This window comes from Limosilactobacillus equigenerosi DSM 18793 = JCM 14505 (assembly GCF_001311375.1).
Lineage (GTDB): Bacteria > Bacillota > Bacilli > Lactobacillales > Lactobacillaceae > Limosilactobacillus > Limosilactobacillus equigenerosi.
The window spans coordinates 13,491-28,381 of sequence record NZ_BBAS01000013.1 but is presented as its reverse complement, the minus strand read 5'-3'; the positions used below and the strand labels follow the sequence as shown (position 1 = coordinate 28,381).

The following is a 14,891-nucleotide window of genomic DNA, read 5'->3' as shown; positions in this document are numbered from 1 at the left end:
CGCATAAACTTATACATATATTATAACATACTCATGCCATCGCCTCAGTAACCTGCCTCATTAGCTCCGTCACCTGCTTTTGCAACGCTACTTGATCTCCTTGGTTATTAATCACCACCGTGGCTGCTTGGCACTTCTGACTTAATGGTAACTGCGCGTTAATTCGCGCTTGCGCTTCCTCGCGTTGCAAATGATTTCGCGCCATTAACCGCTGTAATTGCGTTGTTTCATCCGTCGCTACGACCCAAACTTGATCACATTTTTTTGTCCCAGCCACTTTCGTACAGCAGGGGCACATCTAAGACGACCACTGGCGTTTGCAGGCGCTGGAATTGAGATAATTGTTGGTCAACAGCTTGTTCAATCAACGGATGTAAGATGGTATTAAGCCGTTGCCGTTGTTCGGCAGCTTGAAAGATAATTTGGCTCAACTTAGCCCGATCTAATGTTCCACCCGCGGTGATAATTTGGGTCCCAAAGGCCTGTTGTAATTTAGCCAACCCCACAGTTCCTGGTTCCACTACTTCACGAGCAACTTGATCGGCATCAATCACTGGCCACCCCGCTTGGTGGAGTAATTTAGCAACCGTTGACTTGCCGGTCGCAATGCCCCCCGTTAGACCAATCACTAAGGTCATCGTTAGTCCTCCAGCGTTTGACAATGAGGACAGAACGTCGTCCCCCGTTGGGCCACTTTAATTTTTACCATTTCGGTCCCACAGCGTGGACATGGTTCACCAGCATGCCCATACGCTTGCAGTTCATTTTGAAATTCTCCAGCGGCCCCAAACGCATTTTTAAACGTATGGACCGTGGTCCCATGATGTTTCGTAGCCCGGGCGATTTCAGCAATAATGTTATCGCGCAATGCCGCCGCTTGGGTGGCCGTTAAGCGATTAGCTGGCGTTTCTGGGTGAATTTTGGTCATCCATAAGACTTCATCACAATAAATGTTTCCCAGTCCCGCCACGTGATTTTGGGCTAATAAAAATGGTTTAATTTTACTCCGACTGCGCTTTAATTCATCCACCCAGTAATCAAGCTTAAAATCCGTTTCCGTTGGTTCGGGACCGATTGTTGCCAAGCCACCCACGCTCATTTCCGTGCCGGTCTTAACTAACGTCATCCGCCCAAACTTCCGGGTATCCCGATAACAAAGTTCCGTTTGATCTGTAAATTTAAAAATTACATGGGTATGCTTATCAACCGCTTGATCAACTGGTTGATTATAATAACTTCCTTCCATCCGCAAATGGGAAATCATCGTTAAGGCATTCGTGAAGCGGAATAATAAATATTTCCCGCGCCGGTCAATCGTGGTAATCGTTTGACCAATCAGCGCTTGTTTAAATTCATCGACGTCATTCGTAATCGTCGTGGCATAGCGTACTTCAATATCATTAATTTGCCGGCCGGCCGCGATTTTCATTAATCCTTGCCGGACCGTTTCAACTTCTGGTAATTCTGGCATATCTAATCCTCAATTGGTTTTAAGTCGTACCACGTTGGTCCAACTTTACTTTCTACTTTTAATGGTACATCTAATTGCATCGCTGAATCCATCACCTCAGCCACCACCCGGCGTAATTCAGGCACTTCACTAGCGGGGGCTTCAAAGACCAATTCGTCATGAATTTGCAAGAGCATCCGCGCCTGTAAGCCATGCGCTTGTAGGGCTTGCCCCATCTTAATCATGGCAATCTTAATAAGGTCGGCGGCGCTCCCTTGAATTGGCGTATTCATCGCCGTCCGTTCCGCAAATGAGCGCAAATTAAAATTCTTGGCATGAATGTCTGGTAAGTACCGGCGCCGATGCGTCAGTGTTTCAACATACCCTTGTTCCCGCGCTATTTTCACAATGTCTTTGGTGTAATGGTAGACACCTGGAAATTCATCAAAGTAATTTTGAATAAATTCCTTGGCCTGCTTTGGCGTGACGTTAATATTTTGCGCCAACCCGTAATCACTAATCCCGTACACAATCCCAAAGTTAACGGCTTTGGCTTGGCGCCGCATATTAGGGGTGACTTCTTCACCGGGCAATAAATGGAAAATCCGGCGAGCGGTACTAGCATGAATATCTTCGCCACTCTTAAAGTCAGATTGCATATTTTGATCGCCACTAACATGGGCTAAGATTCGTAATTCAACTTGCGAATAATCGGATGAAAAAAATCACCCAATCCGGTTCACTTGGCACAAAGGCTTGCCGAATCTTGCGTCCTTCTTCAAACCGGGTCGGAATATTTTGCAAGTTTGGTTCAACAGATGACAGACGACCCGTTTGCGTTAAGGTTTGTAAGTAACGCGTATGAATCTTATGGTCATCACGAATCACTTTTAACAGGCCAGCGACATACGTTGATTGAATCTTAGCCACTTGCCGATATTGCAAAATCTTATCAACAATTGGCGCTTCTGGACGTAATTTTTCTAAAACCCCAACCGCTGTGGAGTAACCGGTCTTTGTTTTCTTAATAACGGGTAATTTTAACTTTTCAAATAAAATTACCCCCAGTTGCTTGGGCGAATTAATATTAAATTCTTCCCCGGCGTCTTCATAAATTGCCGTTTCCAACTCCGCTAAACGCGTCGTTAATTCGGCTTGCATCGTTGTTAACGTAGTTGCTTCAATGCGAATTCCCGTCATTTCCATTTCGGCTAACACCCGCGACAGCGGCCGTTCAATGTCTGTATAAAGGGCTACTTGATCGTTAGCTTGTAATTCATCAAATAATGGTTGCCGTAACGCATGAATAGCGGCCGCTTTATTAGCTAAATGCGTCATCCACGTAGCTGGCGTTTCCGGAATTGCTAACTTAGCCCCTTTACCATAAATGATTTCATCGCTGACTACCCCTTGATAATCATGAGCTTGAGCAACCAACGCCAAGTCATCACTATTTTCATTAGTATCAAGTAAGTAGCTAGCTAATAATAAATCAAAGGCAATTGGGGTAATTGTCACCCCGAGCCGGTTTAAGGCTACGATTTGGGCTTTCGCATTAAAGACATCCTTTTTAACATCCGGATTGGCTAACAAAGTCTTTAAGGCCGGGGTTTGTAATAAACTTACATCCGCGCTGACATACCAGTGATCTGGTTGGCCAATCACAAAGCCGACCAAGTCCGCTTCATGATAATTAGCTTGTAATAATTCTAAATGAAAGACAATGCTGCCTGTCATGTTAGCGACGTCCGCTAAATTAGCGGCCGTTAATTCGGTGTAAGCGGTTGTCGGGGTTTCAGCCGTGATGGTCGTGGGATTCAGTTGTTTTAAAAACGATTGAAAATCTAATTCCCGATAGAGTTCAACTAACGCCCCTTCGTCTGCCCCGGTGTAAGCCAAGTCAGCTAACCCAATCGTTATTGGAGCATCACGTTTAATCGTCGCTAATGTTTGGCATTGACGTGCAATCTTCTCTTCATTTTGGAGGTTTTCCTTCCGCTTGGATGGCTTCATTTGGTCAATTTGTTCATACATGGCATCAAGCGAACCATATTCACGAATCAAATTCACCGCCGTCTTTTCACCAATCTTAGTTACGCCGGGGTAATTATCGGAACTATCACCCATTAAAGCCTTCACATCAATATATTGGGTTGGTGTCACTCCAAGCTTTTCTAGCATGTAAGCCGGCGTATATTCTTCAGTATTGGTTACCCCGCGTTTGGTCACCGCCACCGTTGTTTGCTCCGTCACTAATTGGGTTAAATCCCGGTCCCCCGTGACAATCGTAGTCGTGTAACCGGCAGCATCCGCTTGACTGGCAATCGTCCCAATAATGTCATCGGCTTCGTAGTTCGGTAATTCATACGTTTGAATCCCACTGGCCGCTAATAATTGGCGGACGTATGGAAATTGTTCACTTAATTCACTTGGGGTTTTATCCCGTCCTCCTTTGTAATCATCATACATCGCCGTCCGGAACGTCTTTTTACCAGCATCAAAGGCAACTAATGCCGCATCCGGCTTGTACGTTTTGAGCACGGAATCTAACATTAATTTAAATCCATACACGGCTGCCGTGTGTAAGCCGTCATGATTCACAAACCGATCCATTTGTTGGTGCATGGCAAAAAAAATGCCCGAAACATAATGCTATTTCCATCAATTAATAATAATCGTTTGCTCATTGATTTCTCTCCGTTTTGTTGTAGTTAGTCTGATTATAACAAATTTTAGGTCGTGAGCCGAGTATTAAAAGCGACGTTAGGCTAACTCGGAAATTGACGTTGACGTGGTACACGTCGGCGTCTATTTTCGGTTAGTCCTAGTCGCTTGCTCGGCGAACGAAGTTACGAGGTTGCCATCGAAGATAGTGTCCAGGTCGTGAGACACGCATTCGGGAAGCCATGCAAAAAGGGAGCGCCGATTGCTCGAACACTCCCTTTGATTTCATTAATCGCGATTACTCATTCCAAAAATTTGTAAAAACTGGATGAATAGGTTCACAAAATCTAAGTATAGTTGCAGGGCCCCTTGAATCGCTAATCCCATCATGGATAATTCATGACCGTAATTCAAGTAGATTGCCTTCATCTTTTGGGCATCCCACGCCGTTAAGATGACAAAGATAATCACGGCAATGTAACTAAAGACGTACGTAATTGCAGCACTCTTTAAAAACATATTTACAATCGTTGCAATGATTAACGCAATCAGCGCCGCCATCGCATGACTCCCAAAGCGGGATAAATCTCGTTTCGTCACCGTTCCGTATAGAGCCATCGTAATAAAGACCGCCGACGACGAAATAAACGCTGCGGTAATGTCAGTCGCCGTAAATGCACCAGCTAACAAGGCAAATTCAACCCCATAAATCATCGCTAACAGCATTAACAATAAGAATGAACCAGCCGGATTCCGCGTCGCACTAAAACTAATCCCCATCGAGAGCGCAATTGGTAATAATAAAATTACCCAAATCATGCCACTGTGTGCCGTAGCAAACATCATTAATGACTGATAAAAAGCGTGCATCGACACATATGCGGTTCCCGCTGAAACTAAAACCGCAAGTGCCATCATCGAATACATCCGCGTCAAAAAGGCATTTAAGCCCGCCCCGACATTAACCTCACGACGCGTTGGTTGTTGCATAAAGTTATCCAATCCTTATGCCTCCTTTATGATTTTCTTATATTTTTCTTTATAAAAAAAATGGTAGCAAACGCCACCATTTTTCGCAATTATTTCATCTTATTTTAACGTCGCAACAAATTGATCTTCGTACTTTTCGATATCACCAGCCCCCATAAAAATAATTACGGGCTTGTCAATCGCATTTAATTGAGCTAATGAATCACCATCAATACTCTTTGCCCCAGGAACTAAATCAATCAAGTCTTGACTACTAATGTTACCGGCTTGTTCACGAATCGAACCAAAAATCGGCGTCACAAAAGTCAAATCAGCTTCCGTAAGGCTTCACCAAAACCAGCTAGGTACGCTTGTAGCCGCGAATAAGTGTGGGGTTGGAAAACTACCACGATTTCACGGTCTGGATACTTTTGCCGGGCCGCATCAATCGTCGCATTAATTTCTGATGGATGGTGCGCATAATCATCAATCACCACTACGTCCCCATAGACACTTTCGCTAAACCGCCGCTTAACCCCACTAAAGGTTGCTAATTCACTGGCTACGGCCGTCATATCTTGGTGTTCTAAGTAAGCAATCGCAATTACCGCCAGGCTATTCAAGACACTGTGTTCACCATACAAATGAATTATGAAGTGCCCTAAGAATTCATCATGATAGTACGCATCGAATTCAGAGCCCGTCGTGGTCCGTTGAATATTTTGCGCTTGGAAATCATCATTAGCTTGCGTCCCGTAATAATAAACTGGTACGGCTAATTCCATTGAGCGCAAGGAAGCATCTTCACCCCAAGCAACGACCCCTTTCTTGACTTGTTGCCCATAGGTCGTAAAGGACGCCACTACATCATCAAGATCCTTGAAGAAATCTGGATGATCAAATTCGACATTGGTCATCACCGCATAATCCGGATGATAGGCTAAGAAGTGATCCCGATATTCATCGGCTTCAAAAATAAAGTTCTTTGCATCCGCCGTCCCTTTACCAACTCCATCGCCAATTAAGTAATTCGTTGGTTGAAGGCCAGCAAAGACGTGGGATAACAACCCCGTCGTTGATGTCTTCCCATGCGCACCGGCCACCCCAACACTCGTATAAGCTTGAACTTGTTGTTCGACCGTATCCGGGTAACTTTGGACCGTTAAGCCCATTTCGTGCGCCCGAACAATTTCTGGGCGATCATCACCAAAGGCGTTTCCTTGCACCACAATCATTCCGGATGCTAAATTAGCTGGATCAAATGGTAAAATTTCGATCCCTGCTGCTAATAATGGACCTTGGGTAAAGGTTTCTTTTTCAATATCTGACCCCAACACCGTGTGGCCTTGGTCATGTAATAACCGGGCTAAGGCGGCCATCCCAGTCCCCTTAATCCCAACAAAGTAATACGTACTCATAATTTGCCTCGATTAATCTATTAATTAAAATAAATGGTTCCCTTTTTCAAAGTCAAACGCATCCCCAGTGGCCCCGAAATCATCTGGTAAGATGACACACCCTGGCTTTTGTGGGGCATTAGCTAAGTTTAATTCCCGACCAGCACAAATCATCCCGGCACTTGGTACGCCACTAATTCGCCGGGCCAAATTACTTGTCCGCTCGGCATCATTGCCCCAGGTTTAGCAACAATTACTTTCACGTTATCCGTGATGTTAGGTGAACCACACACAATTTGGAGCGTTTCCCCATCCACTTGAACTTGGGTAATTTGTAAATGATCTGACTTAGGGTGAGCTTCCATTGATTCAACGTAACCAATCACAAACTTAGGGGTTTCATCGGCCACTAATTGGGCGTCAAACCCCGCACTAGCCAAGTGGTCATTTAACGTTGCCACTTGGGCAGCGGTTAAAACCACTTGTCCCGCCGCTTGGTCAGCTAATTCTGGTAATAATGCACTCGCATTAAAGAAGTTGTAACCTAACAATTGACCATTGTCAGCCAACGTCATTTGCGTTACATCATCCTTGGTGGTAACAACTTGTTCACCAGTGGTTGGGGCCACCATCGTCACTAAGACATCCCCCATCCCGGCTTTGTTATAACTTGCAATTAACATTTAAAAACCTCATTTTTATGATTTCAATCAATGATTAGTTTACCATAAATATAGCAAAAATTAGTGGTAACAACGGATTTGTTACCACTAATTGCTAATCTTTATTTTGGTAAGTTATTGATAAAAGTTTCAACTTCTTCCTTAGTCTTACGATCCTTGTTGACAAACCGACCAATTTCTTCACCATCACGGTAGGCCACAAAGCTTGGAATCCCCATGATCCCCATTTCAGCGCTAAATCGATATTTTCATCCCGATCAACTTGGATAAACTTAAAATCAGCATATTCCGCTTCAATTTCTGGCATTGCTGGCTTAATGAACCGGCAATCTGGGCACCAATCAGCCGTCCAAAAGAGAATTGTTTGACCATTAGCAACCGTTGTTTGTAATTCGGCCATCGTTGACTTTGGTAATTGTTCCATGATGAACCTCCATTGAATTTATTTGATAAATTTATTTTACTTGGTCAAGATCAAAATTACCACCAATTGGCTTAATTGCACGAATGTAGTATACTGTAAGCACTATCAATCATTTATGGAGGCTTGGCGATGGCAAAAGCATCATTATCTAAATTATCCCTTTATTTAGCCGTTAGCGCCGGTGCTTATTTCGTTGGTGAAGCAATCGCTAAACATGGCTTATCGGCCAACCAAGCCGTCAAATTAGTTTGTGATCAATTTAAACCCCGAGGACCGATTATTGGAACCTGGGTAATGGAACACGCCATGCGCTACCCTGATCACGACCGTCTAACCTATATTTATCACGGTGGTTTTCGCCAACAGGTTGGTTATGACTTATTAGAATATGAATTTATCGTGGACCGCAAAACCGGTGAAATCATCGAAGTGACCCAAATAGAAAACGACGCTGCTGATTAGTAGCGTCGTTTTTTTATCACTGCATTAAAAAATAACGCCGTAAGTCAATTAACTTACGACGCCACTCCTTTAATTAATTGTTTATTCTTTAACTTGATATTGGCGTTGATGATGCTTTAACCCCGCTAAAACAAAGCGCGATGGATCAGCATCCACATTAAACGTCACATCCGTGCTCTTAAGCCCAAGATGTTGCTTAAACATTGTTTCATAGGTGGCTAAATCAACTCGTTGCCGCTGGTCTAGCGCAATCCCACCTAAGCCAGCTTGGTAGGTTGATTCTAAAATTCCGGTCAAGAATTCTCCTTCAGCCCCCGAACCATAACTAAAGAGGCCAATTCGTTCACCCGGTTTTACATCACCATGATGTAATAATGACATTAACCCGAGATATAAGGAACCTGTATATAAATTCCCGACTTCACGGGGAACTAATTGGGCAGCCGTTAAATTAACCCGTAAGCGCGTAGCTAATTCATCATCACGCTCACTAATTTCCGACTCTAAGCCCTTTTTCCCCATTTTCGTAAATGGTAAATGGAACGCCAGCGCTGCAAAATCAGCTAATTCACGCCCGGTTTGTTCCAAGTAGCGATGGAACGTCGTTTGGAAAAAATCGATATAGACATTCGTTGAATACTTACCATCTACCATCGCTTCTGTTGCATAATTAGGCCGCCAGAAATCCATCACATCTTGAGTGTAATTAACGCTGACTGGCTCAATTGATAAGACTTTTGGATTAGCACTAATCACCATCGCTACCGCACCAGCTCCTTGCGTCACTTCACCACCAGTCTTTAAGCCATAGCGGGCAATATCACTAGCAATAACTAAGACTTGTTCAGCTGGATTTAACGCAACTAATCCGCGGGCAAACTGCAAGGAAGCTGTCGCTGAATAACAGGCTTCCTTAACTTCAACGACCCGGATAAAATCTGATAAACCTAATAACTGTTTAACATAAATCCCCGCCGCTTTTGATTGGTCAATTCCTGATTCAGTAGCGACAATTAACGTTGAAATATTGGCCGCCGTCAGGTTTAATTGACTTGCTGCTTGTGCGGCTAAGGTCACAATATCTTGCGTTGGTGGGACAACCGCTTGTTTACTTTGGCCAATCCCAATTAAATACTTATTTGGATCTTCATCCCGTGCTTGCGCCAAATCAACTAAGTCGAGATAATATGGCGTTGTCGCAAAGGCGATTTGATCAATTCCGATCTTCATCCATTCGTCCTCGTTTTCATCAATATCTGAAATATTATTATACCTTATTATAATGCTTAGAGCTAATTTACAAGCGCATTAGTTGACGAAAATATGAATTTAACGTAAGCTTACTTTAATAAGAAAGCGCATTCACAAAGGAGGACGATTAATTATGTCCAGTGTTAAACCAACCAAAATTACCCTTACCCCCGCGGCTAGCAACTGGTTTCAAACCGCGCTGGAATTGACGCCTGGAAATGGCATTCGTTTTTATGGCCGGGTCTATGGGGCCACCAATGCCCATACTGGTTTTTCAGCGGCCATGTCGCGGTGTGATTATCCCACCTTGCCGGTCGTCGATGAAGTAATCGACGGCATTCATTACTATATTCAAGAAAGTGATAATTGGTTCTTTAACGGGCTTGATTTACAAGTTGACTATGACGAGCAGCTCGATGGTCCAGTTTATCACTTTACTCCGAATGATGGATCCACCCTCGATGCCCGCGCGAGTGCCTCACATTAGTAAAAAAAAGTTGCCAATTTAGGCAACTTTTTATTTTCCCCTTTTCTTTTTAAAATAATGGGTATACAATAGCTCATACATTAGAAAATAATTAGAAATTGATTAAGGAGTGATAATTATGGCAAAATTTAACTATTCAAAACGTGTACCTGCCGATGGGACGGATGCAGTTGGTGCTATTCTTAAGGCAGCGGCGGATCCATCAATTATCTCATTTGCGGGTGGTTTGCCCGCTCCTGAATTATTCCCCGTCGAAGCAATGAAAAAGGCCACCGACGCAGCCTATGACGAACATGGCCGTGAAGTCATGCAATACGGGGCTGCCCGCGGGGTCAAGGAAATGCGTGAGCTTGTCTTACAAATTGTTAAGGATCACGAAAATGTGGTCGCCAATGATGAAAACGTCGTAGTAACAAACGGCTCTGAACAAGTACTCGAATTAGCAGCCAAGGCCCTCGTTAACGAAGTAGATACCGTCTTAGTTGAAGATCCAACCTACTTGTGTGCGGTCGACGCCTTTAAGTCATATGGAGCCAACTTAGTCGGGGTACCAACGGATGAAGATGGGTTGATTCCGAGTGAATTAGAAAAGACGCTCCAAGCCCATCCGGAAGCCAAGTTCTTGTACGTCATCCCAACGTTCCAAAATCCAACTGGGCGGACGATGCCCGCTGAACGCCGCCAACAAGTGGCTGAGTTAGCTGCTAAGTACAACTTATTAGTCTTTGAAGACAATCCTTACGGTGATATCCGCTTTGAAGGTGAACACGTTGACGCCATCAAGTCGTATGATAAATCTGGGAATGTTGTTTACATGGGGACCTTCTCCAAGATTCTCTCCCCTGGTTTCCGCTTAGGTTACTTAGTTGCCGACCCCGAATTTGTTCAAAAGTTTACCCTCTTGAAGCAAACCGCTGACCTGGGGACTAACAACTTAGTCCAATGGGCGACGGTCAAGTTCTATGAACAAAATAACGTTGATGAACATGTCAAGAAAATCAGTGATCTTTATGGTCAACGGAAAGCTTTAATGGAAGCCGGGATGAAGAAATACTTCCCAGCTGGTGTTACCTACACCCATCCAGAAGGTGGTATGTTCCTTTGGGTAACGGTCCCTGGAGTTGATGACACAACTGAATTATTCAAACAATGTTTGGAAGAAAAAGTGGCCTTTGTTCCTGGCGAACCTTTCTATGCCGGCCAACCAGAACCTGGTCACTTACGTTTGAACTACTCAAATATGGCGGAAGATCAAATCGATGAAGGTCTTAAGCGCCTCGGTAAAGCCCTCGCCAATGCCATCAAATAAATTTAATCGTTAGCTAAACCAAAATCCCGTCAACTCATAATAATGAGTTGACGGGATTTTTGACTAAATATTAATTAAACTAAGTATTTCTTAACCAATGAACTAATTACGGAGCTAGTAATTCCCAACGTAGCCAACAAGACCGCCATCAAGATAACAGATGCTCGATCATTTTGATGTTGTGACGGGATTTCATCATTGGGATTAGCACTCGGTGTTTGATCATTTGGCGCCATAATCGTATCTGAATAACTACTAATGGCATCCTTAATCATCGCAATCACACTCTTTTTAACTCCAACCGCTTGTGGAACCTCAGTCACCGATGGCTTACTCTTCATTTTATCAGCTAATCTTGATGAAGAATCAGTTTTTACAACTGCATTGGCAACCAAATGTTCCACATGTTGAGCAGGTTGTACTTGCGCAAAGGTTGCTACTTGCGCGCTTGGTACCAATAAGTCACCACCGACTTTGTCATTAGTTGGTTTTGCTACCGGTAAATCAATTACCGTAGGCGTAACTGGGGTTGATTGCGTTAACGGCTTTGGCGCTGCCTTACCAGGATTAATTGGTTCATCAACGACTGGAGCGGGAAGTGTCAATGTTGACTTCTCCGGTTGCGTCAGTGGTTCGCCAACTTCATGTTCTGGAATCGTTAACGTTGGCTTTTCTGGTTGCATCAGCGGTTCGCCAACTTCGTGTTGTGGTTCACTTGGTAGACTGTCTTCGGCACTACGATCAGTTATCGTCCGAGTCACCACTGAATAAATATTAAGGTAGGCTATCTTTCCCGTAGAACTTTCCTTAACCAAACGAACCGTATCTGTCTGCCCCACAAAAGTTAGGAGTGGCGTAAACGTAACAACCCCTTCATCATCAGTTGTATAAGTTCCTTGTTCTGGCAACGTAATTGTTTGTAACCCATTGGCTTCAAAATAAGCATTAACCCAAACATCTGAAAGTTCATTATCTACCGAATCCTCATTTGATAACGATTTATCTGTGGATGGTGATACACCAGCTTGAGGCGTTGTCTGATCATCATCCACTAATGGATCCTCTTTAGCGCCCCCAGCTAATGAATAATCATTATCTTGCGCATGCAAATCAGTTTGTTCTAAGTTATCTGCTTGATCTCGTTTGGTCGTTGACGTAATTGCGGCTGCTTGTGTCGTCCCATTTGACCAACTCATACTAAGTGGCTGGTTATCAATTGTATCAGCCTGCACAGTCCCCGGTGCAATTAGAAGTGACGCTACTACAGTCCCTGATAATAACAGTGATTTAGTAACCACGCTGACTTTTACCTTTCCTAATTTCTCACGCATACCAAAATTCCCCTATTTAATCGATAGTTAAGTATAACCACTATAATATATGGAAACGTTTTTGTCCAGTTATTAACACGATTTTTATTCACAATTTACATATTTTTATTCGTCTTAATTTCACATTTGTTTCATTTTTACCTTAACTTATCCCAAGCTAATCCTAGCAATTAAAAAGTTACCAACGGATTTTATCCATTGATAACTTTTTTCTATTAATTCAATATTTTAAACGCTGCCTTTAACCCCGCAAATAACATATCAGTTCCAATCACCGCTAAAATCAACCCCATCAAGCGGGTAATTACCGCCATCATATTGGATCCTAACTTCTTAACAATAACTTCCCCATACACAAACAGGAAATAGGTCAAAATTGCCAAGATGACAAACGCAATTGTAACCACAAGGGGATTGTACCTATTAGCTAAATTCATCGTCGTCGCAATCGTTCCCGGACCAGCTAAAATTGGCATGGCTAACGGGGTAATGGCAACCGACATTTCTTGGTCAATTGACGGTTTTGTTGGATCAACGTCATGTTGTAAACTCGATGTTTTTCCCTTTAACATGTCATAGCCAATAATCGCAATAATAATACCACCAATACTCCGCAAGGCTGCTAAATCAATGCCAAAGAGCTGAAAAATTATTTTCCCACCAAACGCAAAAACAATTACGATTAGCGTTGCAATTACTAAGGCCTTCTTCGCAATCGCGTGACTAATTTTTTTCATCATCGCTAGCTGTTAATGCAATAAAGACCGGTAAATTTCCAATTGGATTTAAGATTGCAAAAAAAGCCATCAACACAATTGGAATCGCCATTAAATTCTCCATTTCAAGGTGCCCCTTTCAAGTTTTTAATACCTTAATTTTACACCACCAGCCAGTTGCGTAACTAACTATCTCTTACTTTCCATTTGAATTTATCAACCCCAGTTATCATTTAGCAAATTAAAAAACTGCCAACTGTAAGCTCAATTGACAGTTTAATTTGAGTTATTGTAAGGCTGCCTTAACGGTTTCGTTAACGAGCTTACCGTCTGCTTTACCTTTAACTTGTGGCATCACCACGCCCATGACCTTTCCCATGTCTTTCATGCTTTCGGCCCCAGTTTGTTCAATTGCCTTGGTCACAATTGCCTTCACTTCTGCTTCGGATAATTGTTCCGGCAAGTACTTTTCAACCACTGATAATTCATGCTTAGCTTGTTCAATCAAATCTTCCCGACCAGCATTTTCGAATTCCGCCAAGGATTCCTTGCGTTGCTTGTATTCCCGCGATAAAACGGTCGCTTCTTCATCCGCCGTTAAATCATGACCTAAGTTGATTTGTTCATTCGTAACGGCCGCCTTTAACATCCGCACCACGCTTAACGTAGCCTTGTCCTTGGCCTTCATAGCCGTCTTCATATCATTGTTTAATTGATCTAATAAACTCATTTCTAAAATCCTCCAAAATTATATTAAAAAACCTCTTGCCCGGTGGACAAGAGGTAGCAGAATCTTAACGACGACGCTTGTTCTTCCGCTTCCGTGCTGCTTCAGCCTTTAACTTCCGCTTAACACTTGGCTTTTCGTAGAATTCACGCTTACGGTATTCTTGTAAAGTCCCGTTCCGTGACACAGTACGCTTAAACCGACGAAGAGCGTCATCTAATGATTCATTCTTCCGAACGATCGTCTTTGACATAACTAATTTCCCTCCCTCCGGTTTCAGATTCGTACTAAGAATCAATTTCAAAATACCATTTAATTATAGATAATTTTATGGTCAGCGTCAATCATATTTTTAATTTTGTGCCAGGAAATCTAATAACTTCCCCAAAACTATTGCGTTTGCCCTTGGCACTCCATGGTCAATTATTTGGGTTGGCGTTTGGCCTAACACTGACCCGGCAGCATATGATCCATCATTAATGACAATTTCTCGCAAATTATCCATTAACGGTTCCAAATGGAATTGCAAGGCAATCGCCCGCTGTTGATACATAAACCCTTGCTCAACAACATTTTCATTGGAAAACAACAACTCTGCCCCCGCTGATGGTGAATTGTTGCTGATGCCAGTGCAATACTTCAACTTGCTTTGGCATCCCAGGTAATGGCTGTTGTAATGTTACCGGCGCCCAACCAACTTCTTTGACGGGTGCATCTTTAACTTCACCACCAAGAACTTTAGCTAATTGTTGTCCCCCAAAACAAATTCCCAAGTATGGAATGTGTTGCTCTAAACAAGCTTTAATTAAGGCTCGTTCTTGTTTAATCCAGATTTCATCATCATTCGGACTTGCGGGGCTGCCTAATACCACTAACATATCAGTTTCGTCAGCCGTTGGAAATTGACCAAAGTCATTCGGATGATAGATAAAGACCTCATGATGATGTTGCTGAGCCCAGGTTAAAATTGCCCCGGGTCCTTCATCGCTTGCATGCTGCAAAATATTAACTCGCATCACAC

General features: G+C 43.2%; 13 protein-coding genes and 5 pseudogenes. 3 read left to right on the top strand and 15 right to left on the bottom strand.

The window, feature by feature from the left end; translation table 11 throughout:
- Positions 1–31: 31 nt before the first annotated feature.
- The 8 genes and pseudogenes from JCM14505_RS10095 to JCM14505_RS06475 form a co-directional block, all read right to left on the bottom strand.
- Entirely contained in the window at positions 32–277 is a 246-nt protein-coding gene (locus JCM14505_RS10095) for a dephospho-CoA kinase (protein ID WP_263848967.1), read from the bottom strand.
- On the bottom strand, positions 255–638 hold the full coding sequence (coaE, locus tag JCM14505_RS10090; protein ID WP_263848966.1) for a dephospho-CoA kinase: 384 nt from the start codon (positions 636–638) through the stop codon (positions 255–257). Before coaE ends, JCM14505_RS10095 begins: the two co-directional genes overlap by 23 nt.
- 2 nt (positions 639–640) lie before the next feature.
- Positions 641–1,471 carry a bifunctional DNA-formamidopyrimidine glycosylase/DNA-(apurinic or apyrimidinic site) lyase gene (gene mutM, locus JCM14505_RS06500; protein ID WP_054653533.1) on the bottom strand — a complete coding sequence of 277 codons (831 nt, stop codon included), beginning with the start codon at positions 1,469–1,471 and terminating at the stop codon, positions 641–643.
- A gap of 2 nt (positions 1,472–1,473) precedes the next feature.
- Positions 1,474–4,137, bottom strand: a pseudogene (gene polA, locus JCM14505_RS06495) (DNA polymerase I).
- A gap of 265 nt (positions 4,138–4,402) precedes the next feature.
- Positions 4,403–5,116: a Bax inhibitor-1/YccA family protein gene (locus JCM14505_RS06490; RefSeq protein WP_054653532.1), complete on the bottom strand. Its 714-nt coding sequence runs from the start codon at positions 5,114–5,116 to the stop codon at positions 4,403–4,405.
- An 87-nt stretch (positions 5,117–5,203) separates the two neighbouring features.
- A pseudogene (murC, locus tag JCM14505_RS06485) lies at positions 5,204–6,501 on the bottom strand (UDP-N-acetylmuramate--L-alanine ligase).
- Between the two features lie 24 nt (positions 6,502–6,525).
- Positions 6,526–7,163, bottom strand: a pseudogene (gene ytpR / locus JCM14505_RS06480) (YtpR family tRNA-binding protein).
- Positions 7,164–7,264: 101 nt separating this feature from the next.
- Positions 7,265–7,587, bottom strand: a pseudogene (locus tag JCM14505_RS06475) (thioredoxin family protein).
- 129 nt (positions 7,588–7,716) lie between these two features.
- Between JCM14505_RS06475 and JCM14505_RS06470 the strand changes: the two are divergent.
- On the top strand, positions 7,717–8,049 hold the full coding sequence (locus JCM14505_RS06470; protein ID WP_054653531.1) for a hypothetical protein: 333 nt from the start codon (positions 7,717–7,719) through the stop codon (positions 8,047–8,049).
- An 81-nt stretch (positions 8,050–8,130) separates the two neighbouring features.
- On the opposite strand, the gene JCM14505_RS06465 is transcribed toward JCM14505_RS06470, so the two are convergent.
- A complete protein-coding gene (locus JCM14505_RS06465; protein ID WP_054653530.1) occupies positions 8,131–9,279 on the bottom strand; it encodes a hydroxymethylglutaryl-CoA synthase in 1,149 nt (382 codons plus the stop codon).
- Between the two features lie 154 nt (positions 9,280–9,433).
- Between JCM14505_RS06465 and JCM14505_RS06460 the strand changes: the two genes are divergently transcribed.
- Positions 9,434–9,787 (top strand): HesB/YadR/YfhF family protein, encoded by a 354-nt coding sequence (locus JCM14505_RS06460; RefSeq protein ID WP_054653529.1) that lies wholly within the window; start codon positions 9,434–9,436, stop codon positions 9,785–9,787.
- 118 nt (positions 9,788–9,905) lie between these two features.
- Positions 9,906–11,096 (top strand): aminotransferase-like domain-containing protein, encoded by a 1,191-nt coding sequence (locus tag JCM14505_RS06455; protein ID WP_054653528.1) that lies wholly within the window; start codon positions 9,906–9,908, stop codon positions 11,094–11,096.
- A gap of 74 nt (positions 11,097–11,170) precedes the next feature.
- Here JCM14505_RS06455 and JCM14505_RS06450 read toward each other — a convergent pair whose 3' ends face one another.
- The 6 genes and pseudogenes from JCM14505_RS06450 to JCM14505_RS06430 form a co-directional block, all read right to left on the bottom strand.
- Positions 11,171–12,427, bottom strand: coding sequence for a hypothetical protein (locus JCM14505_RS06450; RefSeq protein ID WP_054653527.1), 1,257 nt, complete (start codon positions 12,425–12,427; stop codon positions 11,171–11,173).
- Positions 12,428–12,642: 215 nt separating this feature from the next.
- Complete coding sequence (locus JCM14505_RS06445; protein WP_263848965.1) at positions 12,643–13,167, bottom strand: MarC family protein; 525 nt, start codon at positions 13,165–13,167, stop codon at positions 12,643–12,645.
- A complete protein-coding gene (locus JCM14505_RS10085) occupies positions 13,151–13,267 on the bottom strand; it encodes a MarC family protein (protein WP_263848964.1) in 117 nt (38 codons plus the stop codon). The genes JCM14505_RS06445 and JCM14505_RS10085 overlap by 17 nt, the downstream gene beginning before the upstream one ends.
- Before the next feature lie 162 nt (positions 13,268–13,429).
- Complete coding sequence (locus JCM14505_RS06440) at positions 13,430–13,873, bottom strand: GatB/YqeY domain-containing protein (RefSeq protein WP_054653526.1); 444 nt, start codon at positions 13,871–13,873, stop codon at positions 13,430–13,432.
- A gap of 64 nt (positions 13,874–13,937) precedes the next feature.
- Complete coding sequence (gene rpsU / locus JCM14505_RS06435; protein WP_054653525.1) at positions 13,938–14,123, bottom strand: 30S ribosomal protein S21; 186 nt, start codon at positions 14,121–14,123, stop codon at positions 13,938–13,940.
- Positions 14,124–14,222: 99 nt separating this feature from the next.
- Positions 14,223–14,886: pseudogene (locus JCM14505_RS06430) on the bottom strand (type 1 glutamine amidotransferase).
- Positions 14,887–14,891: the final 5 nt, after the last annotated feature.

What these genes read in the sequence shown, in the direction of transcription:
- JCM14505_RS06455 (WP_054653528.1), top strand. Translation starts at nt 9,906, where the DNA reads ATGGCAAAATTTAACTATTCAAAACGTGTACCTGCCGATGGGACGGAT.
- JCM14505_RS06465 (WP_054653530.1), bottom strand. Translation starts at nt 9,279, where the DNA reads ATGAAGATCGGAATTGATCAAATCGCCTTTGCGACAACGCCATATTAT.
- rpsU (WP_054653525.1), bottom strand. Translation starts at nt 14,123, where the DNA reads ATGTCAAAGACGATCGTTCGGAAGAATGAATCATTAGATGACGCTCTT.
- JCM14505_RS06440 (WP_054653526.1), bottom strand. Translation starts at nt 13,873, where the DNA reads ATGAGTTTATTAGATCAATTAAACAATGATATGAAGACGGCTATGAAG.
- JCM14505_RS06470 (WP_054653531.1), top strand. Translation starts at nt 7,717, where the DNA reads ATGGCAAAAGCATCATTATCTAAATTATCCCTTTATTTAGCCGTTAGC.
- JCM14505_RS06460 (WP_054653529.1), top strand. Translation starts at nt 9,434, where the DNA reads ATGTCCAGTGTTAAACCAACCAAAATTACCCTTACCCCCGCGGCTAGC.
- JCM14505_RS10085 (WP_263848964.1), bottom strand. Translation starts at nt 13,267, where the DNA reads ATGGAGAATTTAATGGCGATTCCAATTGTGTTGATGGCTTTTTTTGCA.
- coaE (WP_263848966.1), bottom strand. Translation starts at nt 638, where the DNA reads ATGACCTTAGTGATTGGTCTAACGGGGGGCATTGCGACCGGCAAGTCA.
- JCM14505_RS06445 (WP_263848965.1), bottom strand. Translation starts at nt 13,167, where the DNA reads ATGATGAAAAAAATTAGTCACGCGATTGCGAAGAAGGCCTTAGTAATT.
- mutM (WP_054653533.1), bottom strand. Translation starts at nt 1,471, where the DNA reads ATGCCAGAATTACCAGAAGTTGAAACGGTCCGGCAAGGATTAATGAAA.
- JCM14505_RS06450 (WP_054653527.1), bottom strand. Translation starts at nt 12,427, where the DNA reads ATGCGTGAGAAATTAGGAAAGGTAAAAGTCAGCGTGGTTACTAAATCA.